The sequence below is a fragment of the Negadavirga shengliensis genome, assembly GCF_042652345.1.
GTDB classification, from domain to species: Bacteria; Bacteroidota; Bacteroidia; order Cytophagales; family Cyclobacteriaceae; genus Negadavirga; species Negadavirga shengliensis.
Genome location: NZ_JBHSJJ010000006.1, coordinates 19,909 through 43,041, shown reverse-complemented (window position 1 = coordinate 43,041; position 23,133 = coordinate 19,909). Strand labels below are relative to the sequence as shown.

Here is a 23,133-nt window from a genome sequence, read left to right as displayed (position 1 = left end):
GATTATTCCGTGGCCTTCCTTAATTTTGTAACAAAACGTGCTATCATTTCCATGTTTTTTACGCCGGGTTTGTGTTCAAACTTAGAATTGATGTCCACTCCCTTTAAAGGAGGGAGTTTTCGGTAAAGGTCCACTAAAGCCTCCACGCTGTCTTCATCAATACCCCCGCTCAGCAAAAACGGTTTATCAAACGGATAGCGTTCCAATACCTCCCAGTCAAATTTTTTCCCTGTTCCACCGTAGCCGGAACCTGCTGTATCCAATAAAAACCAGTCCACCAAAGACAAGAAGGCCTCCGTCTGCTTCCAATTCCAGCCTTCCCCCACCCGGAAAACCTTGATGATTTCAAAGCTCGCCTTATCACGCAGATTTTTGATGAATTCCGGGGATTCCTCCCCATGCAACTGTATCTTTTGCAAACCGTAAAGGTCCGCTTTGTCCAGGATTTCCTTTTCAGTGGCATTTACAAACACGCCCACTTTTTCTATTTCAAAACCCCGGTACGTTTTTGAATCCGCGGAAACCTCCTCCACAAACCTGCTGGATTTGGGATAAAATATCAGGCCCATCCAATCTACCCCCTTTAGGGCCATTAGATCCCGGATATTTTCCGGCTCCCTCATTCCACAGACCTTGATGATCATGGTACCACTTTTTCGTTGTGAGAAGCCAACAGTTCCCGGTAATCATTCATGAAATTGTAAGCGGCTTGGTGTGGCCTGATGTTTTTCATGAAATTTTCGCCAATGAGGAATCCATTGATACCTGCTGCCTTTAAGGTAATTAAAGTGGCTGGGTCAGAAAGACCGCTTTCTGAAATCTTGATGAATTCATTGGGGATCTTTTCCACCAGACTCAAAGAAGTATCCACGCTTACGTCAAAAGTTTTCAGGTTCCGGTTATTGATACCCACCAAATCAAGATGTTGATTGAGGGATCTGTCCAGCTCCTCCCCGTCATGTACTTCCATCAATACCTCCAAGCCGAGGCTTTTGGCAAATGAAGCCAGTTCGGCCAGCCTTTGGGGTTCCAATACTGCCGCTATCAAAAGTATACAGTCTGCTCCAATGGATTTCGCCTCCACTATCTGGTATTCGTCTATGACAAAATCTTTTCTGAGAATAGGGCAGAAATTGAATTTTCTGGCCAGTTTAAGATCTTCCGCCTGGCCGCCAAAGAACTCCCTGTCAGTAAGAATGGATAAGGCGGATGCGCCTGCCTGCATATAGCCAATGGTGGTTTCCTCTATCTTCGCCGTCGCATTGATCCAGCCTTTTGAGGGGGATTTCCTTTTGAATTCCGCAATGATACCCGTTTTTTCGGGATTCATCACGTATTTTTTCATGGACACCACCTTGCTGTCAAAATAGATACTGTTTTCCAGCAGCTTGACGGGGTACAAGGATTTGTTTTCAGCAATCTCGTTTTTTTTATGTGCGATGATTTTATCCAGTATATTCATTTTATGCTACCGTGGTTGATGTTTTTGGATACAATAAGCTTTTAAAAACAGCAAGTGCCTTGCCACCCTTCAAGGCATTGAGGGCATTTTCCTTTGCCTCTTCAAAAGTCCATTCCGGGTGTGCGGTAACCAATGCAGCTGCGGCGTTGGCGATCACCACTGCTTCCTGCTCCGCTGTCCCCTTTCCCTTCAAGATGCTTTCGAATATTTTTGCTGATTCTTCTACGGTTTTTCCTCCTCTGATGGCATCAGCCGAAATCCGGGGCAGGCCCATGTCTTCGGGACTGAGAACGCGCTCTCCCCGGTTTGAGATCCACTTGAGATTTCCGGTAAGGGAGATTTCATCATACCCGTCCAAAGCATGCAGCACGCTGAACTGTACCTCGTTATTTTGATACAGATAGGCATAGAGTCTGGCCAGTTCCAGGCTGAATACACCCACCAACTGCTTTTTGGGAAAACTGGGGTTAACCATAGGGCCCAACATATTGAAAAACGTTTTCACTCCCAATTCCTTCCGGATAGGCCCCACATTTTTCATTGCCGGATGAAAGAGGGGGGCATGGAGAAAACAGATCCCAGCCTCATCCAGGCTTTTCCGTATCTTTCCGATATCATTGGTAAACTCATAACCGAAATAAGCCAGTAAATTAGAAGAGCCGCACACGGAGGAAACGCCCACATTGCCGTGTTTGGCAACCGGCTGTCCTGCACCGGCTACCACGAAGGAGGCAAGCGTGGAAATATTAAAGGTGTCTTTACCATCCCCGCCGGTCCCGCAAAGATCTATGGCACCGTATTCGGGAATCTCCACCGGGATACAGAGTTCCAGCATGGCTTCCCGGAAACCCATCAATTCCTCCACCCGCACGCTTCTCATCAGGTATACCGTCAAAAAAGCAGCAATCTGACTGTTGTTGATTTCCCCTGAGGTAATTTTTTTCAACACATCCTTGGCCTGTTCCTTGCTCAAGGTTCTGTGTTCGATTAAATGATTTAAAATATCTTTCATATGAATATAATTTTTTCTCAATAGGCCACATGCTTGCGTGCCGTAATGCACTTCAGCATGCAGGCATGGAATCTCGCATGTTTTCCCCCCCGATAGCTATCGGGGCTATCGGGGCATACCACTGTTTGTCGCTTGCGTCATGCTCGATTTCATCTGCATCTAATTTATCTAAGGCAGGACGAATATGGTCTGAAAGTACCGGACCCCGAAACCCGTTCCTTTTATTATTTTGCCTTATAAGTATTATAATTGAGTGTCTCCACTAATTTACACCATCTTTCAGCCAGTTCCTCATCATTTCCACTCCATGTTCTGTAAGGATACTTTCCGGATGAAACTGAAGGCCTTTCACCTTATGCGTTTTGTGTCTCACCCCCATGATCTGACCGTCAGGTGTCTTGGCAATGATTTCAAGTTCAACAGGCAGGGTAGTTTCATCTATGATCCAGCTATGGTATCGTCCTACCGTAAAGGTAGTGGGCAGTCCCGTGAACAGGGTATCGGGTTGGATTTTGACGGGCGAAGCGACTCCATGAACCACTTCGGTCAGGTTGATCAGGCCCCCGCCAAAGGCCTCACCTATCCCTTGGTGGCCCAAACATACCCCAAGGATATCCTTGTGGGGAGCATATCGGCTTAGAAGCTTCGGCATGATGCCCGCTTCTGAGGGTATTCCCGGACCCGGAGAAAGCAAAATCTTGTCATATTTTTCCACATCGTCCAAACTGATTTTGTCATTCCTGAAAATATCCATTTGGGGGCCGTAACCCAATTCTCTGATGATGTATACAAGGTTATAGGTGAAGGAGTCGTAATTGTCCAGTACCAGTATTTTCATTTCTGTAATGATTGGAAGATGATTAGTTTTAAAGATGGAAAGATTTGGAAACTTATAATTATCAAATACCCTCTGCGATTTTCAGTGCCACCCTCAGGGCTTCCAGTTTGTTGCTGACTTCCTGAAGCTCGCTTTCGATACGGGATTTGGCGACCACCCCGGCACCTGCCTGAAACCGCAATTGGTTGTTTTCAGAAACAAAGGACCGGATTAAAATGGCATGGTTGAAATCCCCGTTAAATCCCAGAAAACCTATGGCGCCGCCGTAAAATCTTCTGGCCTGGTTTTCCAGGTCATCTATCAATTCCATCGCCCTGTATTTCGGGGCGCCTGACAAAGTCCCGGCGGGGAACGTGTCGGCAACCAATTGCAGGGGGTTGGCACCCTCGGGTAGCTCTCCCGTTACTTTAGAGACCAAGTGGATGACATGGGAGTAATACTGGATTTCTTTAAAGACTTCCACATTCACCTTGACGGAGCTTCGGCTCAGGTCATTTCTGGCCAGGTCCACCAACATCACGTGCTCGGAATTTTCTTTGGGGTCGTCATACAGCTTCAACGCCAGGTTGGCATCCGCCTGGTCATTGCCTGTTCTCTTGAAAGTACCTGCTATGGGATAAATAGTTGCCTTGTTTTCTTTGATGACGATTTGGGCTTCAGGAGAACTTCCAAAGACCTTGTAGGAGCCGTAATCAAAATAAAAAAGATAGGGGGAAGGATTGATGGAGCGCAACGCCCTGTATACATTGAACTCATCCCCCCTGAAACCGGTAGAAAATGACCGGGAAAGAACGATCTGAAAAACGTCCCCTTTAAAGCAATGGTTTCTTCCCTTGCTTAGGATATCCAGAAACTGTTCATCCGTATAATTCGATGTTTCTTTCCCTTCCAGCTTGAATTCATAACTCGGAATGTTTTTATTTTTAAGCACCGTCTCCAGTTCCTCAATGCTGTTTTTCCCCCCATCGCCGTCCAGCCCGTGCTCAAAAATGTACAATTCATTTTTAAAATGGTCCACCACGATGACATTTCTATAAACCGCATAGTGAAGAAGCGGCGCATTGCCTTCTTCGGTGTTTTTTAGATCAATGTCCTCAAACTGGGAAACCGCGTCATACTGCATGTAGCCAAAAAGCCCGTTGGTAATGAATTTGAAGTCCGCTTTCTCCTCAACAAACCTGTTGGAAAATCCCCTCAAGGTATCCACCAGCTTTTCACCCTCTTGAAGCCTGTGTTTCTCCTGCCTGCCCCCGGGAAATGTCTCCACCACCTGCCCCTTGGAAAAAGAAAAAGTGGCCATGGGATTGAAACAAATATAGGAATAGCTGTTTTCATGACCGTGGTAATCGGAGCTCTCCAGCAGGATAGGATTGGTAAACCTGTCCCTTATCTGCAGGTATATGCTTACCGGGGTAATGGTATCCGCCAAAAGTTTTTTGTACCGGGTTTTGATATGATATTTCTCCATATTTGGGTTTGTTTTAAAATGAAAAAGGCTTACTGGGGGTCCAGCAAGCCTTAAGTTTTATATTTAATATTCAAATGTAGGCAAAGATCAACTGGGCACCCTTTACAAGATGTTCGTTGACCACCACCAATTTTGAATTTTAAACTGCCTTTTCATAATGGAAAGCAAATATATACATGCATTGCTATTTTCAAAAATAATTTAGCGAAAAAATAACCGGAGATGTGGAACGGGAAAGGCAAACGGCGTCAGCCGTGGCGGTCAGGTGGATTTTCTGTCCCTTAGAATCCTTTCACCCCTTCGGGGTTTACATGCCTTGGAGGATGGCTTTTGCCAAAATCCTTTCATCCCATTCGGGGTTGGACCCGGGAAAAATTTCAAGTTCCGGGAAAATCCCCCACAATTCCCGAAAAGATCGACTATTTATAAAAACACCATCCCATCCGGAATCCAAAGGAGTTGACATATTTCTAAAAAAAAGCCCCCATAGCCCTCACAAAACCCGGAGGGGGTGGCATCTTTCTAGAAAAACACGGTCTCCTTACCTCAATAAAACCCCGACGGGGTGACATTGTAAAAAAGGTTTATCCAAGAAATTATGGATTATCCCGGTTGTTCTCTTCCATCATCCGCCGCTGATGCCAAGCAGGCATCAACTCCCTTTCTTCCAAATTGGTCAAAACACCTTCTTCAAAAGTGGCGAGGATATAAAACCTTTCATCGGTATTTACCCGATACACTTTCTTGCTGCCATCCAACTGGCTGATCACCGCATCCCGGTTTTGCCTTAAAAACCTGTTTTCCGACATCCCCATCTGATAGGGAATCCTTGGACGAAAAAGCGTACATGACGCCATCATCAGCACCAAACCCAAAAACCAAAACCATCTTTTCATATGTTTATAATTGTTCCTTAATTGTCATATGGAATCTCGCATGATAGATAATCATCCTTCCGTGTGACGATTCCATCATGCTCGATTTCATCACATATAACATTGATCTATTATTAAATTATTTATCCGAATAGGAAAAGAAGAAGAATGTCTGCTTTTTATTCGGCTTTCCCTAGGAGAGGATAATCAACATGATTGAATAACTACATCCTCGAAATCCGGCGGGGTATAACCCAAGAGCGAAGGGCTCACAATAATATTGCCAAAAATTAGCTATTGAAGGTGAAGGTTTAAACAATTTTTATCCTCAATTCGCCTGGCGGAGTTTGTTATGGTGGAGAATTTGCGTACCTTTGTACCAAGCGGCACGACCAGCTCCTGCTGAATCCCCCAGGTCCGGAAGGAAGCAAGGGTAGGCGGTTGTAGCGGTGCGATGCCGCTTTATTTTTTTCTCTCCGACAAACCGGGGATCGAGTCGAAACGGAGAAGGATATTTTGGCCCATTAATTACGCCAATTTTCACGGATTTTTTGGCTTTAAATGCTTCGAAATACGATAAATCGCCATTTTGGAGAGGCTCTTTCAAGCATTTTTGAATGAGAAACCTTCGTATCAATCGGTGAAAAACCTGTCCGGGTTTATTTCGGAATCCGTGGACAATTTGAACCGGAAGTTATTGCTTGGTCCCAGTTTAGTGCATTTACAAAATTTTGGCTTAAATTTACCGAAAAACAAAACAACTATTTCTTACATTATGAAGTTCTTTATTGACACAGCGAATCTTGACGAAATAAAAGAAGCCTATGATCTGGGCGTACTGGATGGGGTAACCACCAATCCTTCCCTTATGGCCAAAGAAGGCATCAGTGGCGAAGAAAATATCAGAAACCATTATAAAACCATCTGTGGCATTGTAGATGACAAAGTGAGTGCAGAGGTAATCGCCACGGATTTTGACGGGATAGTAAAAGAGGGAAAGGCTTTGGCCAAAATCGACGACAAGATTGTGGTGAAGGTGCCTATGATCAAAGAAGGCATCAAAGCCATCAAGTATTTCCACAGCGAAGGCATTCGCACCAACTGCACGCTGGTGTTTTCTGCCGGACAGGCTATCCTGGCTGCCAAAGCGGGTGCCACCTACCTCTCCCCTTTTATAGGCAGGTTGGATGACATCGCATTTGACGGATTGGAGCTGATCTCCCAGATCGTCCATATCTATCAAAATTATGGCTTTGAGACAGAGATACTGGCGGCTTCCCTCCGGCATACCATGCATCTGGTCAAATGTGCGGAGATAGGTGCTGATGTGGTTACCTGTCCCTTGAAAGTCATCACGGGACTGCTGAACCATCCGCTTACAGACAAAGGGTTGGCGCAGTTTCTGGCAGACCATGCCAAAGCCAACAAAGGATGAAGAGGCAATGGCCAAAAGTAAACCGGTTATAGAGGTCCGTGTGTCCATGGGCCTCAGTTCACAACCATAACGCGGGGATCGGAATTTTCCCGTTCAGCTCCCTAAGCAAAAATAAAAGCGTCCCATACCTGTTGGTTAGGGTACAGCATAAGTAATGGTGTGGTGCCGGAACTCCCATCCGGATGACGGGCAACTTGACACTTACAGGTTTTCATGGCACCGGATATCCTTTTTGTTAATGATATCCGGATTATTCCGAAGGTAAACAAAGCATTTATCGCCATTTTTCGTTATTTGTATAAAATAATATTAAGTACAATGTACATTATCAAGGTTAAGGGTAAGGCTAAAATACCGGACTACATTCAGATAAGGGACGAGAATTTTGTACTTGTTGCCTACTTCAGGGCAGACCGGCCTCTGAAAAACATCGAAAAATTCGGCTTGGGGGGAAAGGAAGCCCAGTTGGAGCAACTGATCAGAGAGCTTCCCTTTGGTAAATTGCAAAAACTGTCTTTATAAACATTTATGATATTCTCCAACGAACCCATTGTAAGCGTAAGCAATGCCAGTATTTTTCAGGGCATCAATACCATATTAAGGGATGTAAACTTTGAGATCGAGAAGGATGAATTTGTTTTTCTGATAGGAAGAACGGGCAGCGGCAAAAGCTCGCTGCTGAAAACCCTGTATGCAGATCTCCCCCTGATCATGGGCGAAGCCGTTGTCGCGGGCTACCGGCTTAATGGGATCAAAACCAAAAACATCCCTTTCCTGAGACGCAAGTTGGGCATCGTATTTCAGGATTTTCAACTGTTTCCCGACCGAACCGTAGCCGAAAACCTGTATTTTGTGATGCGGGCCACCGGCTGGAAAGACAAAACCAAAATGAAAAGCAGGATGGTGGAGGTATTGATGGGCGTGGGTTTGGGAGGGGCCGCCACCAAAATGCCCCACCAACTCTCCGGAGGAGAGCAGCAAAGGGTGGTAATCGCCAGAGCGCTCCTGAATGAACCCGCCATTTTATTGGCCGATGAACCCACGGGAAACCTTGATCCGGAGGTATCGGATGGTATTTTTAGGCTTTTTCAGGATATCAACAAAAAAGGCACTGCCATCCTGATGGCTACCCATAACTACGAATTGCTGAAAAAATACTCGTACAGGATACTGAAATGCGAAAACGGTCTTTTGTTGGACAGCAAGACCAGGGATATTCCTTTGAGTTCTATTCATGACATGTAACCGGCCTCCCCGGATCAAGAATCAATTCACAACCGCCCTCTAATGGAAGGTACCCGTGTTTCTGCTTTAACGAAGACCCCTATTTTTTGCGGCGGTTTGTGTGATTATCCGTGGGCAAATGAAAGTCCACGGATCAAAAAAGAGGTTCATAAGTCTTTGATAGAATAAAGCCCTTCAAGGGTTTTGAACACTTGAAGGGCTTTTCCCTGTACCGGGATTGAAACAATATTTGCCCCTTATTATTTTCCATCAGAGCGAGGCAAGGTTCTCTTTGGCCAATTCAAACTCGGGACTATGCGTCAGGGCTTCTTCAAATGCCAATTTGGCTTCTGAATTGCTTCCCTGGTCTTTATAAATCAGCCCCTTAAGATTTTGTGCTGCTGCCAGCATACTGACTTCCTGCATAGAATTGTCGTCTTTGGGGAAGTTCAATGTCTGCTCTGCTGATTTTTTGTTTTTGATCAGCATATTTACTGAATTAAGCGCCTCATCGTATTTTTTAAGACTGTACTGTAGATAACTGGTTTTGTACAGGCTAAACAGGTCTCCTGACAACAGGTGCAGAGATTCAAAATGAGGCAACGCTCTCTCTAAAGCCCCCAGCTGTTCCAGCGAATACGCTGCTATCTCCAGCGAAGGGATATGTTTTGAATCCCTCTCCAACACATCCAAGGCTACCAATGCCGAAGATCCATACTGCTCCATTTCGAAATAGATGGCGGCCAATAATTCAGGATACCTGAGGTTCTTGGGGTTTCTTTCCATCAATTCGTACAGTTTCATTTTGGCCACGGACACATCGTTATACCTCATGGCCAGGGCATAGATCTTTTCATCAGCCTGGTTTTTCAACTTGTTACTGTCTTCTTTTGCCGCGGGGGCAGATTCCTGGGCCACTGCAATACCAAAAAAGACAAAGCACATCATTAGGATCAAAACCGTGTTTTTCATATTCATTTATTGATTGTTTTTTTTTTACTTAACCCCTTTTTTGCCGCTAATTTATACATTAACTCCAACGCTTCCGATTTATTGTTTTGTATGTGTCCCTCCATGATCGCTTCCTTGATCTCCTCTTTCAGATCACCGACAATCTTGGAAGGTTTGAGCTCAAATATAGCCATGATTTCATCACCTGAAACAGGCGGTTGAAAATTTCTTACCTGATCCTTTTCTTCCACCTCCTGAAGTTTTCGCTCCACTTTGTCGAAGTTGGCAAGAAACCGCTTCACTTTGGTGTCGTTTTTAGAAGTCACATCCGCCCTGCAGAGCTTCAGCAGGTCCTCGATATCATCACCTGCCTCAAAAAGCAAACGCCTGAGCGCAGAATCAGTGACCTTGTCATTGACCAGCGCAATGGGTCTGAGGTGCAATTTTACCAATTTCTGCACATATTTCATCCGATCGTCCATGGGTAATTTCAACCTTCTGAAAATACCCGGCGTCATACGGGCTCCCTTGTCTTCATGTCCATGAAAAGTCCACCCCACCTTTTTATTGAACCGCTTGGTGGCAGGCTTCGCAATATCATGCATGATGGCCGCCCATCGCAGCCATAAATCATCCGACACCGCCGCCACATTGTCCAAAACCTGCAAAGTATGGTAAAAATTATCCTTATGGGACTTGTCCCCTACTGAATCCACCCCCTGCAGGGCAACCATTTCGGGAAAAAACTCAGCCAATAGCCCACTGACAAACAGCAACTTGAATCCGTAGGAAGGTTTATTGGTCATGATGATTTTGTTCAGTTCATCAATGATCCTCTCACCGGAGATGATGGAAAGCCTCCCGGCATTGTTCATGATCCCGTCAAAAGTACGGGGTTCAATGTCAAATCCAAGCTGTGCGGCAAAACGTACCGCCCGGAGCATGCGCAGTGGATCGTCAGAAAATGTGATGTCCGGATCCGTGGGGGTACGGATGATTTTCCTTTTCATGTCCTTCAGGCCATCAAAAGGATCGACCAGAACGCCTAAATTGGAATGGTTCACCCCTATGGCCAGGGCATTGATGGTGAAATCCCGCCTTTCCTGATCTTCCTGCAGTGTGCCCGCTTCTACAGTGGGTTTCCTGGAATCGTGCCTGTAGGATTCCTTCCGGGCACCGACAAACTCCACTTCCCAGTCATCAATTTTGATCATGGCTGTTCCAAAATTCTTGAATATGGAAACAGGCACGTGAGGCCCAAATTTTCCTGCCACTTTTTTAGCCAGTTTTATGCCATCTCCAAGGCAAACAAAATCTATGTCTTTGCTGGGCCTGCCCAGGACAATATCCCTCACATATCCCCCCACCACATAGGTATCCATACCCAATGCATCGGCACAGTCACCCACTATTTGGAAAATATCAACTTTGTCCAGTACGGTTTTAAAATTCATCCTTTGATTATTTTCACTTCCCCTTCCGCCCCCAGAAACAGCTCTTTGACGTTTTCAGCAAACAGGGGAAATCTTACTTCAGACCGAAAATCTGATGGACCGCCCTTTTCCGGACTGAAAACAAGCTGCCTGCTGAACTGATACAGCAGTTTATTCCAGAATCCTTCTTTAATTAATGCAAATTTAACGATTCCATTGAAATTAGGCCCATTTTCCAGATAAGGGTTGGCAGGTGTATGAAAAATGACTTTATCTGGAGAATAAGCTACAATATCCAGCGCTACTTCTGAAAATTTTCCGGCAAAATTTCTGATCTGAAACAGATCATGGATCAAAAACACCCCTTCGGATTTCTGATTCCAAGCCGTAAGCTCAACCAGGTCAAAACAATTACCCGTACTGTCCTGCGCATGCAGGCTTCCTTTTTCTTTTAATACCTTGATAGCTGAATTTAAATCCATGGTAGGGAAAATACAATGATACGCATTTTTATGAAAAGCCCAATTGAAGCCGGAATATTAATCTATTTTTAGTTTGTCCTTCTGTATACGGGTGGCGTAGCGGGATGGAAAGACGGAAAATCTGAAAAATTCCGGCTGGGGATGATTTGTCTCTTATACAAACGACATGCCATTGAAAAAGGCGCTATGGGCAATGTGGAAACCGCGGTTTTAATATGTTGTTGGCTCTGCCTGAGAGCGGTCATAGCGTTCCATGTACCTTATGGACGCCATGGGCAGGTTCAACCATAAAAAACCCCTGTAGCCATTTTTGCCGCCTCGTTCAGGGCTTCTTTATCCAAGTCCAGGATATACCCCGTTTTTTCCAAAATGCTGATGAGGTTTTCAGTAGCCAGGTTGCCGACCAACTCATCCCTGGCCATGGGACAACCACCGAACCCCAACAAAGCCCCATCAAAACGGCGACACCCTGCTTCCAGGGCTGCATGGACCTTTTCCTTCTCTTCTCCTGGACGGCTATGTAAGTGAACGCCAAATACCGTTTGGGAGAATTGAGGCACATGGGCGGACAACAAGTCATAAACCATGTCCGGCGTGGCCACACCCACGGTGTCAGAAAAGGCTATCGTAGCTATCCCGGTAGCCACCAGCTCCTTCACAAAACCCGACACCAACTCCGGGGTGTAAACATCTCCGTATGGATTTCCAAAAGCCATGCTGAGATAGACCACCAACTGCTTTCCTTTGCTTTCACACAAAGTGTGAATGGACTTGACTTCCTGAATGGCTTCTTCAATGCGCTTATTGGTGTTCCTTTGCTGAAAGGTCTCAGAAACAGACAATGGAAATCCGAGTTGACTTATTTCTTTAAAACCTGTAGCCGTCTGAGCTCCTCTGTAGTTGGCCACAATCGCCAACAGCTTAGTGTTTGTAGCACCTGCATCAAGCTGCAGCAGGACCTCCTCTGTATCCCTCATTTGGGGCATGGCCTTTGGACTTACGAAGCTTCCAAAATCAACTGTGTCAAAACCTACCTTCAGTAAGCTATTGATATATGCCGCTTTGGTCGCTGTGGGGATAAAATCCCTTAATCCCTGCATCGCATCACGGGGGCACTCTACGATCTTTACCTTTTTGTTTTCCATCAGCATTTCAGGTTTGTTTCCTCCCTGCAAGCGCAACAAATCCCCTGCAATCTAACGTGAAAGGAGACTGCCGCATCCTTTTCCAGCCCGCATTCCCTGTCCTTACTCTGAACTCACTTTAGTGTACAGCTTCAAATCACCTCAGACAGAGGACCGATTGCCAAAACGTTTTCTGAATCGACATCAAAATACTTCGCTGGCCACTCTGTAGGTGGCGTCGGCTTTGCTCATGGTATAATAGTGAACGGATGGAACGCCAAATTGGATCAGTTCCCGGCTTTGGTGAATGGCCCATTCTATCCCTACCTGTTTCACGTCAGCATTGTTTTTGCATTTTTCAAGTTCAGTCATCAATTCCTCCGGAAAATCCAGAAAAAAGGTGCGGGGAAGACTCACGATTTGAGAAAGCGTGGTAATGGGTTTTAACCCCGGAATAATGGGCACATCGATTCCCAATTCCCTGACCTTTTTAACGTATTCAAAGAATTTCCTGTTATCAAAAAACATCTGCGTCACGATGTATTCAGCCCCGGTATCAATCTTTGATTTCAGATGTTTCAAATCAAAACCCAAGCTGGGTGCTTCAAAATGCTTTTCAGGATACCCTGCCACTCCCACGCAAAAGTCCGTGTGAAACCCGACTTCTGTTTCATCGTGCAGGTACCTGCCATTATTCATCTTAACGATTTGGTCTACAAGCTCGCAGGCAAAACTGTTACCCTCTTTTTCCGGAACAAACTTTCCTTCCGACTTGGGAGCATCCCCTCTTAAAGCGAGGACATTCTCCACACCGATAAAAGAGAGGTCGATCAGGGCATTTTCGGTTTCCTCCTTGGTAAACCCCCCGCAAAGCAAATGCGGAACCGCATCCACCTTGAACCGGTTCATGATGGCGGCACATATCCCTACTGTCCCTGGTCTTTTCCTAGTAGACACTTTCTCCAACAAGCCGTTGGGATGTTTTATATATATATATTCTTCTCTGTGATAAGTCACGTCTATAAATGGGGGATTGAATTCCATCAGGGGAGCAATGCCCTCCAACAGACCGTTGAGACTTTGACCTTTCAACGGAGGGAGAATCTCAAACGAAAACAGTGTTTTGTTAGAATTGTTAAGATGTTCTGTAATTTTCATATTGTTTCACACAGTGAATCCCTTGGATCTAAAAAGGATGCATTTTTTATAGCTTAGACATAAGAAAGTTGGGGCGAATAGGAAAGGTTGGGAGAAAGCCACTTTTCGGCCTGTTCTTTAGACACCCCTTTCCGGCGCGCATAATCCTCCACTTGATCTTCAGCGATCTTGCCCAAGCCGAAATATTTGCTCTCGGGGTGCCCAAAATAATACCCGCTAACCGAGGAAGTGGGGTACATGGCGTAGCTGTCTGTCAGGCTCATGCCTATACGCGTTTCCGCTTCAAGAAGGGTAAAAAGGGTCCTTTTTTCGGAATGTTCGGGACATGCGGGATAACCCGGCGCAGGCCGGATTCCGGTATAGGCTTCTTTGATCAACCCCTCGTTGTCCAGAATTTCCTCTTTGGCGTATCCCCACAGTTCCTTCCTCACTTTTTCGTGCAGAAATTCCGCAGCGGCCTCAGCGAGCCGGTCAGCCATTGCTTTCAGCATGATGTCATTGTAGTCATCTCCCTGCTTTTGGAATTCCTCCAGCTTTTTCTCTATCCCCAAACCTGCGGTTACCGCAAAAGCGCCGAAATAATCCAGTTCTTTCGGATGGATGTAATCTGCCAGGGAACGGTTGGGTACCCCCTTTCCTTTCTTGCCCTGCTGTCTTAAAAAATGGAAAATATACTGATTCCCATTGGTGTAGGCGGGGTCAATGATGATATCATCCCCATTCCTCTGGACGGGAAACAAACCCACGACCGCTTTGGCATGCAGCCATTTTTCCACCGCGATGCGGTCAAGCATCCTGTTGGCGTCCTCATAGAGTTTTTGCGCTTCCTTTCCTACAACAGGATCCTTTAGGATTTTTGGGAATTTGCCGGAAAGCATCCATGTGCTGAAAAACGGTGTCCAATCGATGTAATCCCTCAACTGACGGATATCCAGTTCATCCATCACGGTAAGACCCAATTTAGCAGGTTTTACCGGTTGATAATTTTTCCAGTCAATCTCGACGGAATTGTTTTTTGCCTCTTCATAAGTCACCATTTGTTTCACCTGCTGTTTGGCCTCATGATCCTTTCTAAGCTTTTTGTAGGTTGTTTTGATCTGCTTATGATATTCCTCCCTTGTTCCTTCATGGATAGCTTCACCTGCTATCGGAACGGACTTGGAAGCATCTGTCACATGCACGACCGTACCACTGTACACGGGATCAATTTTGACCGCTGTATGTATCCTTGAGGTAGTGGCTCCCCCTATCAGCAGCGGAATCCGAAGGCCCCTTCTTTCCATTTCCATAGCCACATTCACCATTTCATCCAAAGAAGGGGTAATCAATCCGCTCAGCCCGATAATGTCCGCTTTTTGGGCAAGGGCCTCTTCGATGATTTTTTCAGTTTCCACCATCACGCCAAGGTCAATGATCTTGTAACTGTTACAGGCCAAAACCACTCCCACGATGTTTTTACCGATATCGTGAACATCTCCTTTCACCGTAGCCAGCAGTATTTTTTTGACGCTGGAACTTGACCCATCGATGCCATCTTCGTCTGGAAGAGGCATAAAGGGTTCCAGGTAAGCCACTGCCTTCTTCATGACTCTGGCACTTTTGACCACCTGCGGTAAGAACATTTTTCCTTCACCAAACAGGTCTCCCACGACGTTCATGCCATCCATCAGCGGGCCCTCTATGACTTTCAGGGGATCCCCCAGCTTCAGCCGCGCCTCTTCTGTGTCTTCAATGATAAAATCGATAACCCCTTTTACCAGGGCATGTTCAATCCTTTTTTCAATGGTAAGGCTACGCCATGCATCATCTATTTTGCTTTTTTTGCCATGACTTTTCACACTCTCCGCAAAATCCAACAGCCTTTCGGTGGCATCCTCCCTTCTGTTCCAGATCACATCCTCGACATGCCTCAGCAGGTCCTTGGGAATGTCATCATATACCTCCAGCATGGAGGGATTCACGATACCCATATCCATTCCGTTTTTGATGGCATGGTACAGGAATACCGCATGCATAGCCTCCCTCACGGGATTGTTGCCCCTAAAGGAAAAACTTACATTGCTCACGCCGCCGCTGACTTTGGCTCCGGGGAGATGGTCCTTGATCCATCTTGTAGCCCGGAAGAAATCGATGGCGTTGTTTTTATGTTCGTCCATTCCGGTGGCCACAGGAAATATATTGGGATCAAAGATGATATCCTGGGGATTGAATTTGACTGTTTTGGTCAACAGGTCATAGCTCCGCTCACAGATATGTATGCGCCTTTCATAAGTGTCTGCCTGGCCTTTTTCATCAAAAGCCATCACCACGACTGCGGCGCCAAAGCGTTTAACGGTCTTCGCCTGTTGGATAAATTCTTCCTCTCCGTTTTTGAGACTGATCGAGTTGACAATGCCTTTTCCCTGTACGCATTTCAGGCCTGCCAATATGATGTTCCATTTAGAACTGTCTATCATCACGGGGATTCTACTGATTTCGGGCTCGGAAGCGATAAGGTTCAGAAATTTCACCATAGCTGCCTCCCCATCCAACATGGCCTCATCCATACACACGTCCAAAATTTGGGCACCGCCTCTTACCTGGTCCAAAGCCACTTCCAGGGCCTGGTCATAGTCTCCGTTCAGGATAAGCCTGGCAAATTTTTTCGATCCGGTCACATTGGTCCTTTCCCCTATGTTCACAAAATTGATCTCAGGGGTAAAAACCAAAGGTTCCAAGCCGGAAAGCCGCAATACGTTGTTGTTTGGGTAACTACTCATTCTACTGTATTTCAGTAAGCGAAGGATTTAATTTTCTTGGGGAATATTCGGCCGCCAGAGCGGCAATTTCCCTGATGTGATCGGGTGTGGTACCGCAACAGCCTCCCAGGATATTCACCCAACCTTCTTTGATAAATTCTTTGACCTGGTCTTTCATTTCTCCCGGTCCCTGGTCATATTTGCCAAATTCATTAGGTAATCCGGCGTTCGGATAGACGCTTACATAATAAGGCGCCCTCTCCGCCAATACTTTGAGATAAGGCCTGAGTTCCTTAGCCCCTAATGCACAATTGAGCCCTATACTTAACAAAGGAACATGGGACAACGAAATCAAAAAAGCCTCCGTGGTCTGGCCGGACAGGGTTCTGCCCGAAGCGTCTGTAATGGTTCCGGAAACCATAATAGGAATACCTCCTTCAAGGGGATCAAGCGGTATGCCTCTTTTTTCATATACTTCCTGTATGGCATACAATGCAGCTTTGGCATTCAAGGTGTCAAACACTGTTTCCACCAGTAATATATCCACGCCCCCGTCCAGTAATCCTTCTACCTGTTCCTGATAGGCTGCAGACAGTTGATCAAAAGTGACCGCGCGGTAACCGGGGTCATTCACATCAGGAGAAATGGATGCCGTCCTGTTGGTGGGGCCTATGGCACCGGCCACAAAGCGGGGTTTTTCAGGGTTTTTATCTGCATATTCCTCCGCCACTTCCCGGGCTATCTTTGCAGATTCATAATTGAGTTTATAGGCGAGGTCTCCTAGGCCATAATCCTCCTGAGCGATGGAAGTGCTGCTGAAAGTGTTTGTTTCCACTATATCCGCGCCCGCGTCAAAATATGCCCTATGGATATCTTTTATGATTTCCGGGCGGCTGAGTGAAAGGAGATCATTATTCCCCTTCAGGGATTTTTTGATCTGGTATAGTTCTTCTGTACGAAAATCTTCTTCCTTAAGGGCATGACGCTGTATCATGGTACCCATGGCACCATCCAAAATCAAAATTCTTTTTTTAATTTCCTTAAGCAATAAATCGGTTCTGTTCGGCATACTGTTGTCATTTAAAAAGCCTATGCGAGTATGAACCGGGAAGAAAAATAGAATATCTATATCTTATGCGGCTCATCTTTATCCGGCATTTCCGGAACGGGAATTAGCACCTTGTTAATCAGGTTGCTAAGACATCATAGGGCCCTTCCCTCCGTCTTTCTCGATAAGCGATCTCAAAATTAACATCATTTTGTGGAAAAAATACTCCATATAAAAAAAACTTTAAATTTTTTTCGTTTTATACGGATCATTTTATCGAAATGCGAATTTTAATCTGTGAGGAGAAGGGACGTCAGCTGCACCTGGGTTTTTGAAACGGCAGCATTTTGTGGGTTAATAAAACAACATCACTTTTTCTGTTTCTCGGCGTCGGCACCAAAAAATACTATCCTCGAATACAGGGTTTTTGTTCTGGTAATGGATCAATGGTTCATGTAAAAACGGTTTCGGCCACAGCCAGCTTGAGGATATCCCCCACCGAAAATCATCCCCTTCAGGGCCGGATGCCGAGCCCGAACTGCAAATAGGGACCGGACATATAATTGGCCATGGTAAGGCCTCCCAGCCTGTATCGGCTTAATGGAAGTTCATAACCGAAATGGGCTGAATAAACCAGGTTAAACATTTTTGTGTTCAAAGGCATGGCATAAGCCAGGTAAATTTCAGGTTTGGCCATTATACCCCGATTGGACAGATAGCCATCAAAATCCGGCTCCTCAAAAAGCAGGGGAAAGTCAGGTTTCACCTTGTGTTCCAATGTATACCTGATATTTCCATATCCTAAGCCCCCCAGGCCGCCCAGCTCGACGTTTTTCCTTTTAAACAACAGGTAGCCGTAATTAAAGTACAGTCTTAAACTATTAAGGGTTTGGTCGTATTGCTCATTGGCAGGTCCCGTATTGGCAATATTGAACACATCAACACCATACATCCTTCTTCTGTTTTCACCGATAACTTTGATACCCAAGTTGCCGGGAATCCTGGATAAAGGCTGCATACCATTGGCTTCCAACAGTTCGTTGAACCGGGTAGGTGTTCTGAAGTTCATGCCATAGAAAAAATGAACCCCCAAAGCCGCATCGGGAAAAAAAAGACTCCGGTCAGGCATGGATATTCCGGCTCCCATCCTGAAAAAGGCGCCACTTTGTAAATTGTCAAAATTAATTCCGTTTATACTCCAGGAATCCTCGAAGGGGCTGAAAGCATAACCGAATTTTGCCATGAGTTCCAAGGTCTCCTCCATGCCTGGCAAGTCAAAGTCATACCCTAACTGGAAACCTATCTCGGTAAGAAACCCGCCCATTTTATGGGTTCCTTTCTGGATGTCTTTTTTTCTCAACACAAACCCTTGAGACGGATTTTGCAGGAAGGGTCCCAGTTCGTCTATCCTACGTTCATCTTTCAGCATTTGAAAGTTCAAATAACCGCCCCCCATGGACATGTAGTGGACGAGGTGAAACCTGCCTTCCTCCGTGAGCGAATAGCCGATGTTCATATAGAACCTGGTCGTCCTGTGATCTATCTCATATTCTCTGAAAAGGGATTTAGGTCCGTTGTTGTGGTACAGTTCAAAACCCAATATAAAATCATTAAACCTATATTGATAGCCCATCCCGGTAGAACTGTAACCGCTTCTGAGCGGCGAGACACCTTTGTTCTGAAGCATTTCATTGAATTCCCGTACATTGGCGCCCGAAGAACCCGCTATAAAATACAAGGTAGATCTTTTGGTATGATCTGACTGCGCTTGCAGATACTGAAAACTGAGCATTACCAGTATTTGAATGAAAAGAATTCTCATAGGTCTAAAACAGGCTGTAAAGGTACAGTTATTGAGGGGGATTTGCCAGTCGCAAGTTTGATAATTAACGCGAAAAAAGGTTCACAGGTACTTTATTATTTTTCCGTACAGGTTTTCGGGTGTAAATGGCTTTGAAATAAAATCGTCCATCCCCGCCTCGTCCAATTGATCCCTCACCTCAATTAACGAAGAGGCTGTCAGGGCTATGATGGGTATGTTTCTTTTGGACACAATATCCAACTTCCGGATGACTTTCGCAACCTCAAAACCGTCCACCTCCGGCATTTGCAGATCCAATAAAACCAAATCAAAATCATTCTGAAAAAACAACTCCAATGCCATTTTGCCGTTTTCCGCAAAATGAATGTCCCCTACCCCCCATTTGGACAGGTACTTTTTCAACAAAATTTGGTTTACATGATTATCCTCGGCTACCAAAATCCGCTTCAACCCCAAATTCGCTGTCACGTCTTGTTGGGCAGATTGGAGTTTCTCTAAAACCCTTTCATGTTTTTCAAAATTAATATCAAACCAGAATGTCGACCCCTTCCCGACTTTGGACTGGAGGTGAATTTCAGTTCCAAAAAGTTTGACGAGTTTTTTTACAATTGCCAGTCCCAATCCGGTACCTCCATATTTACGCGTGGTATCGGAACTTGCCTGGGTAAAGGCTTCAAAAATCCTTTTGATTTTATTTTTTGCGATACCAATACCGGTATCCTGTACCGCAAATCTGAAAGTCACCTCTTTGTCAGATTGACGGGGCGCAGACAACGAGATTTTAACATATCCTTTGTCGGTAAATTTGATCGCATTGGATATCAGGTTATTGAGGATTTGTGCTATTCTGACGGGATCTCCTACCACGGTTTCCGGTATGCCCGGCGCTTCATCAAAAATGATACTCAAGTCTTTCCCCCTGAGTTGATAAGTGTACGAACGGATGATTTTATTGATGATATTCTTCGGCTCAAAGGGCACATTTTCCAGTTCCAGTTTTCCTGAGTCGATTTTATTGAAATCAAGGATATCGTTAATCAAGCCCAACAGGTTTTCCGCCGAAAACTGTAATGTGCGCAGGTTTTCCAACTGGTCCTCCCTGGGATTGTCCTCCAGCAGCAAGTGGGAAAGACCGATCACTGCGTTCATTGGGGTTCTTATTTCATGGCTCATCACCGATAGAAACTGGCTTTTGGCATTAAGCGCCTGTTCCGCCTTTTCCTTTGCTTTTAGCAGTTCATTTTGGGCATTTTTGAGTTTAGTGATGTCTCTGGCAATGCCTGTATAGTACCTGACTTCCCCCTTTTCATCTCTGATCACTTTCCCACTTGAACTGAACACCCGGTAATGGCCTTTTTTATGACGGAGCCTTACTTCAAAAACAGGATTGTTTTCAAAGTAAGAAATAGGGCTTTCATTTTTTTGCAGCAAGGTTTTCGCATCTTCAGGATGTAGAAAATCTGTAAAATCGCCGCAGGTAAACTCAAAAGTTTCATAACCCAAAAACTGTTTAATATTGGGGGAAACATAACTCAATTCAAGCTGTGCTGTAACCGAGAAGATGATTTCCGTAGATTCCTCGACAAGATTCCTGTACTTGATCTCACTTCTTTTGAGTTCTTTTTTGGCCATGTACTCTTCAGAGATATCACGGACAATTCCCAGGATATATTCCAATTCCCCTCCATAAAAGATGGGTTTAGCCGTAAGCTCGTATACCCTGTTCATATAATGCAACAACTTGCTGATGGTGCATTTTTTTTTCAAAGCTTCATCTACAACCGGAGCTATTTCTGTAAGGTTAGTGGTGTGGGCCTCATAAATCGTTTTGCCCTCAAAATAAGATTTATCCAGCCCCCAGTATTTAAAATTCGGCCCTTCTGTCACCAGGTATTTTAAATTTTTGTCAATCAAAAACACATTGGTAAAAGGGATGTTGGAAGCCAAAACCCTGTACCTGTTTTTGATGTTCTCGATTTCCTGACGGTCTTTTTTTCTCTCGGTCACATCCTGCAACATCCCCTCCAGCAATATTATTTTGCCGTTTTGGTCATATACAGGGCGGATCTTATCCTCCACCCACCTGATTTCTCCGCCAGCAGTAATGATCCTGTATTCCCGGCTATACTGCTTCCCGTCATCTGCCGCCCAGTCTCTCTGAAAGCACCCGGCATCGTCCGGATGGATCCAATCATTTATGCTGGCCACGTCGCTGAGAATCATATCTGCCTGGTATCCGAATTGATCAATATTTTCGGTGACATACGTGAACCTATAGTTCTGCCCGGGCTCCACTGCGAACAGCACTGCGGGACTGTTTTCTACGATGATTTTGGCTTTCCTGGCTATTTCTTCACGCTCGATTTTTGGTGTGAGGTTGCGAATCACAAAAGAATAACCGATCCGTTCTCCATCTGTATTTTGAATAGGCTTCGTAGATACTTCATAAGGCTCAATGTTTCCTGAACGGTCCAGAATACTAAGCACCTCCATAGATATCCCGTCCTTTACCGGCCGTTGGGTCAGTATATCAAATGATTTACCATCCACAATCCTAAACAGGTCACCTATGCGTTTCAAGGTGGACTCAGCATTGCCTGCTGTAATGGCAGCCTCATTCATATATATCACCTGCAAACCAAGATCGGTAACATATATAGGTTCGTTTACCTGGGCCAATATCTGGGATTCCAGCAGCAACCTTTTTTCAACGGTCTTCTTCTCGCTGATATCCGTACAATAACCAAAAACTTCCAGATTGTTTTTAGGACTCAATTGATTTACCTGTAAACTGTAAGCAATATGTTTTTCCTTTCCTTTTTTATTGGTAAAAACAAATTCTCCCGAAACAGTTTTAAGTTTATTGATGGCTTTCTGCACTTTGGATTTAACCTTTTCCTTGTCTTTGACCGGAATCAGGTTAAAGAACTCCCGTAAACTCAGCACTTCGAGGTCTTCGTCCAATTCAAAGATGCTGTTTATCCCTTTTGAAAAATAGATATGCCTGTCGGGATTGTTGAAGCGCCAAGACCCCGATTTGGCAAGGAGTTCCGTTGAACTCAATAACCTCTCATTCCTAAACAACTTGCTTTTAGTGGATCTGTTGACCAAGGCCGCGCCAAACACATCACTGAACTGCCGAAGTATATATTCGTCACGCCTCCCGTCCTCCCATTCCGGATTCTCCTTCTCGCAGCTCAACGCGTACAAACCTAATAGTTTGTTCTCAGCAAATATAGGCACGGCTATAAAAGCCTTTACCCCGAATTTCCGGGCGACAAATTTCTCAAAAACAAATTCATCAGGGAGTTTTTCAAGATCCGAGATTATCCTCACCCTCTTGCTGCATAATTCTTCTATAAACCTTTCTTCTCCTGCGTAATTTAGCGACTGGTATATTTTTTTATTTACAGGTAAACTTGTTTTTGTCCATTCAAACACACATTCCAGAAGTTTTATGTTTTCATGAACCACAAAAAAGTTGGCTCTATCCGCATTTTGGGAATAGCCCAGCATGGAAAGGGCGTTTCTGAAAATTTCGTCCCAATTTTCATCGGAGGCGTTCAAAAAACAGGTGGAAACCCAGTTGATCATCCGTTCAAACTCGATTTTACGGTGCAAAAGAGACTCTGCCTGATTCAAATATTCACGTTCTTCGGCCGGATCTGTTCTCAAAATATTCTTTACGGCCATCCTTCCGTTCTGGAAAGTCCCGGTCACGCAACATATTTTACCATTTCCCTTGATTTGTTTGCCCTCTACTTTGATCTGCCATCCGGGCAGGAAAGAAGATTGATGAACGGAAAAATAATATGGCTTCGTTTTATCCTTAAAAAAAACACGGATATCTTCTTCTGCATCAGGAAATGCCCTCAAACAATCTTCCCAGCGATTTACTTTACTGCTCAAAAAGCTCCATTCTCCTTCGGAGAAGATTATATTTTCCTCATTGAACACCAAAAGCAATTCCTGGCTATTGCTGTTGCTATAATCCAGTCCGCTTTGTAAACCTACTTCCATCCTTAAAAATCAATAACGACAATATAACCGAATCTTTTAGATT

General features: G+C 45.0%; 18 protein-coding genes, 1 other RNA gene and 1 riboswitch. Of the genes, 4 read left to right on the top strand and 15 right to left on the bottom strand.

The features are described 5' to 3' along the window. Window positions 1-2: 2 nt before the first annotated feature. The 6 genes from ACFPFU_RS11900 to ACFPFU_RS11875 all read right to left on the bottom strand — a co-directional run bounded on the left by ACFPFU_RS11900 (window position 3) and on the right by ACFPFU_RS11875 (window position 5,676). Window positions 3-644, bottom strand: a complete 642-nt coding sequence (locus ACFPFU_RS11900) for a phosphoribosylanthranilate isomerase (RefSeq protein WP_377064754.1) — start codon at window positions 642-644, stop codon at window positions 3-5. Continuing rightward, complete coding sequence (gene trpC, locus ACFPFU_RS11895; RefSeq protein WP_377064752.1) at window positions 641-1,462, bottom strand: indole-3-glycerol phosphate synthase TrpC; 822 nt, start codon at window positions 1,460-1,462, stop codon at window positions 641-643. Before trpC ends, ACFPFU_RS11900 begins: the two co-directional genes overlap by 4 nt. Window position 1,463: 1 nt before the next feature. Then, entirely contained in the window at window positions 1,464-2,474 is a 1,011-nt protein-coding gene (gene trpD, locus ACFPFU_RS11890; protein ID WP_377064750.1) for an anthranilate phosphoribosyltransferase, read from the bottom strand. A gap of 262 nt (window positions 2,475-2,736) precedes the next feature. Further along, entirely contained in the window at window positions 2,737-3,312 is a 576-nt protein-coding gene (locus tag ACFPFU_RS11885) for an anthranilate synthase component II (RefSeq protein ID WP_377064748.1), read from the bottom strand. Between the two features lie 61 nt (window positions 3,313-3,373). Further along, complete coding sequence (locus ACFPFU_RS11880; RefSeq protein WP_377064746.1) at window positions 3,374-4,780, bottom strand: anthranilate synthase component I family protein; 1,407 nt, start codon at window positions 4,778-4,780, stop codon at window positions 3,374-3,376. 596 nt (window positions 4,781-5,376) lie between these two features. Then, window positions 5,377-5,676 carry a hypothetical protein gene (locus tag ACFPFU_RS11875; RefSeq protein WP_377064744.1) on the bottom strand — a complete coding sequence of 100 codons (300 nt, stop codon included), beginning with the start codon at window positions 5,674-5,676 and terminating at the stop codon, window positions 5,377-5,379. 357 nt (window positions 5,677-6,033) lie between these two features. Here ACFPFU_RS11875 and ffs point away from each other — a divergent pair. The 4 genes from ffs to ACFPFU_RS11855 all read left to right on the top strand — a co-directional run bounded on the left by ffs (window position 6,034) and on the right by ACFPFU_RS11855 (window position 8,335). Next, window positions 6,034-6,124: signal recognition particle sRNA small type (ffs, locus tag ACFPFU_RS11870), an RNA gene on the top strand. Window positions 6,125-6,430: 306 nt separating this feature from the next. Beyond that, window positions 6,431-7,090 carry a fructose-6-phosphate aldolase gene (gene fsa, locus ACFPFU_RS11865; RefSeq protein ID WP_377064742.1) on the top strand — a complete coding sequence of 220 codons (660 nt, stop codon included), beginning with the start codon at window positions 6,431-6,433 and terminating at the stop codon, window positions 7,088-7,090. A gap of 318 nt (window positions 7,091-7,408) precedes the next feature. After that, the gene (locus tag ACFPFU_RS11860; protein WP_377064740.1) at window positions 7,409-7,612 is read left to right on the top strand and encodes a fructose-6-phosphate aldolase; all 204 of its coding nucleotides are present in this window, start codon (window positions 7,409-7,411) and stop codon (window positions 7,610-7,612) included. A gap of 6 nt (window positions 7,613-7,618) precedes the next feature. After that, window positions 7,619-8,335, top strand: coding sequence for a cell division ATP-binding protein FtsE (locus ACFPFU_RS11855; RefSeq protein WP_377064738.1), 717 nt, complete (start codon window positions 7,619-7,621; stop codon window positions 8,333-8,335). A gap of 249 nt (window positions 8,336-8,584) precedes the next feature. On the opposite strand, the gene ACFPFU_RS11850 is transcribed toward ACFPFU_RS11855, so the two are convergent. The 9 genes from ACFPFU_RS11850 to ACFPFU_RS11810 form a co-directional block, all read right to left on the bottom strand. Next, window positions 8,585-9,292, bottom strand: coding sequence for a tetratricopeptide repeat protein (locus ACFPFU_RS11850; RefSeq protein ID WP_377064736.1), 708 nt, complete (start codon window positions 9,290-9,292; stop codon window positions 8,585-8,587). Continuing rightward, window positions 9,289-10,719: a CCA tRNA nucleotidyltransferase gene (locus ACFPFU_RS11845; RefSeq protein WP_377064734.1), complete on the bottom strand. Its 1,431-nt coding sequence runs from the start codon at window positions 10,717-10,719 to the stop codon at window positions 9,289-9,291. Before ACFPFU_RS11845 ends, ACFPFU_RS11850 begins: the two co-directional genes overlap by 4 nt. Beyond that, window positions 10,716-11,180, bottom strand: coding sequence for a hypothetical protein (locus ACFPFU_RS11840; protein ID WP_377064732.1), 465 nt, complete (start codon window positions 11,178-11,180; stop codon window positions 10,716-10,718). Before ACFPFU_RS11840 ends, ACFPFU_RS11845 begins: the two co-directional genes overlap by 4 nt. Window positions 11,181-11,461: 281 nt before the next feature. Continuing rightward, complete coding sequence (locus tag ACFPFU_RS11835; protein WP_377064731.1) at window positions 11,462-12,325, bottom strand: hydroxymethylglutaryl-CoA lyase; 864 nt, start codon at window positions 12,323-12,325, stop codon at window positions 11,462-11,464. 183 nt (window positions 12,326-12,508) lie between these two features. Then, window positions 12,509-13,462 carry a methylenetetrahydrofolate reductase [NAD(P)H] gene (gene metF / locus ACFPFU_RS11830; protein WP_377064729.1) on the bottom strand — a complete coding sequence of 318 codons (954 nt, stop codon included), beginning with the start codon at window positions 13,460-13,462 and terminating at the stop codon, window positions 12,509-12,511. A 53-nt stretch (window positions 13,463-13,515) separates the two neighbouring features. Next, window positions 13,516-16,221 carry a methionine synthase gene (gene metH / locus ACFPFU_RS11825; protein WP_377064727.1) on the bottom strand — a complete coding sequence of 902 codons (2,706 nt, stop codon included), beginning with the start codon at window positions 16,219-16,221 and terminating at the stop codon, window positions 13,516-13,518. Window position 16,222: 1 nt separating this feature from the next. Further along, complete coding sequence (locus tag ACFPFU_RS11820) at window positions 16,223-17,269, bottom strand: homocysteine S-methyltransferase family protein (protein ID WP_377064725.1); 1,047 nt, start codon at window positions 17,267-17,269, stop codon at window positions 16,223-16,225. 69 nt (window positions 17,270-17,338) lie between these two features. Then, window positions 17,339-17,439: riboswitch (SAM riboswitch) on the bottom strand. 323 nt (window positions 17,440-17,762) lie between these two features. Then, window positions 17,763-19,070 carry a hypothetical protein gene (locus ACFPFU_RS11815; RefSeq protein WP_377064723.1) on the bottom strand — a complete coding sequence of 436 codons (1,308 nt, stop codon included), beginning with the start codon at window positions 19,068-19,070 and terminating at the stop codon, window positions 17,763-17,765. Window positions 19,071-19,151: 81 nt separating this feature from the next. Continuing rightward, window positions 19,152-23,090: a PAS domain S-box protein gene (locus ACFPFU_RS11810; protein ID WP_377064721.1), complete on the bottom strand. Its 3,939-nt coding sequence runs from the start codon at window positions 23,088-23,090 to the stop codon at window positions 19,152-19,154. Between the last annotated feature and the right edge of the window lie 43 nt (window positions 23,091-23,133).

What these genes read in the sequence shown, in the direction of transcription:
- ACFPFU_RS11900 (WP_377064754.1), bottom strand. Translation starts at nt 644, where the DNA reads ATGATCATCAAGGTCTGTGGAATGAGGGAGCCGGAAAATATCCGGGAT.
- metH (WP_377064727.1), bottom strand. Translation starts at nt 16,221, where the DNA reads ATGAGTAGTTACCCAAACAACAACGTATTGCGGCTTTCCGGCTTGGAA.
- ACFPFU_RS11850 (WP_377064736.1), bottom strand. Translation starts at nt 9,292, where the DNA reads ATGAATATGAAAAACACGGTTTTGATCCTAATGATGTGCTTTGTCTTT.
- trpD (WP_377064750.1), bottom strand. Translation starts at nt 2,474, where the DNA reads ATGAAAGATATTTTAAATCATTTAATCGAACACAGAACCTTGAGCAAG.
- ACFPFU_RS11840 (WP_377064732.1), bottom strand. Translation starts at nt 11,180, where the DNA reads ATGGATTTAAATTCAGCTATCAAGGTATTAAAAGAAAAAGGAAGCCTG.
- ACFPFU_RS11810 (WP_377064721.1), bottom strand. Translation starts at nt 23,090, where the DNA reads ATGGAAGTAGGTTTACAAAGCGGACTGGATTATAGCAACAGCAATAGC.
- ACFPFU_RS11875 (WP_377064744.1), bottom strand. Translation starts at nt 5,676, where the DNA reads ATGAAAAGATGGTTTTGGTTTTTGGGTTTGGTGCTGATGATGGCGTCA.
- ACFPFU_RS11860 (WP_377064740.1), top strand. Translation starts at nt 7,409, where the DNA reads ATGTACATTATCAAGGTTAAGGGTAAGGCTAAAATACCGGACTACATT.
- ACFPFU_RS11820 (WP_377064725.1), bottom strand. Translation starts at nt 17,269, where the DNA reads ATGCCGAACAGAACCGATTTATTGCTTAAGGAAATTAAAAAAAGAATT.
- ACFPFU_RS11845 (WP_377064734.1), bottom strand. Translation starts at nt 10,719, where the DNA reads ATGAATTTTAAAACCGTACTGGACAAAGTTGATATTTTCCAAATAGTG.
- fsa (WP_377064742.1), top strand. Translation starts at nt 6,431, where the DNA reads ATGAAGTTCTTTATTGACACAGCGAATCTTGACGAAATAAAAGAAGCC.
- ACFPFU_RS11885 (WP_377064748.1), bottom strand. Translation starts at nt 3,312, where the DNA reads ATGAAAATACTGGTACTGGACAATTACGACTCCTTCACCTATAACCTT.
- ACFPFU_RS11880 (WP_377064746.1), bottom strand. Translation starts at nt 4,780, where the DNA reads ATGGAGAAATATCATATCAAAACCCGGTACAAAAAACTTTTGGCGGAT.
- ACFPFU_RS11855 (WP_377064738.1), top strand. Translation starts at nt 7,619, where the DNA reads ATGATATTCTCCAACGAACCCATTGTAAGCGTAAGCAATGCCAGTATT.
- trpC (WP_377064752.1), bottom strand. Translation starts at nt 1,462, where the DNA reads ATGAATATACTGGATAAAATCATCGCACATAAAAAAAACGAGATTGCT.
- ACFPFU_RS11815 (WP_377064723.1), bottom strand. Translation starts at nt 19,070, where the DNA reads ATGAGAATTCTTTTCATTCAAATACTGGTAATGCTCAGTTTTCAGTAT.
- ACFPFU_RS11835 (WP_377064731.1), bottom strand. Translation starts at nt 12,325, where the DNA reads ATGGAAAACAAAAAGGTAAAGATCGTAGAGTGCCCCCGTGATGCGATG.
- metF (WP_377064729.1), bottom strand. Translation starts at nt 13,462, where the DNA reads ATGAAAATTACAGAACATCTTAACAATTCTAACAAAACACTGTTTTCG.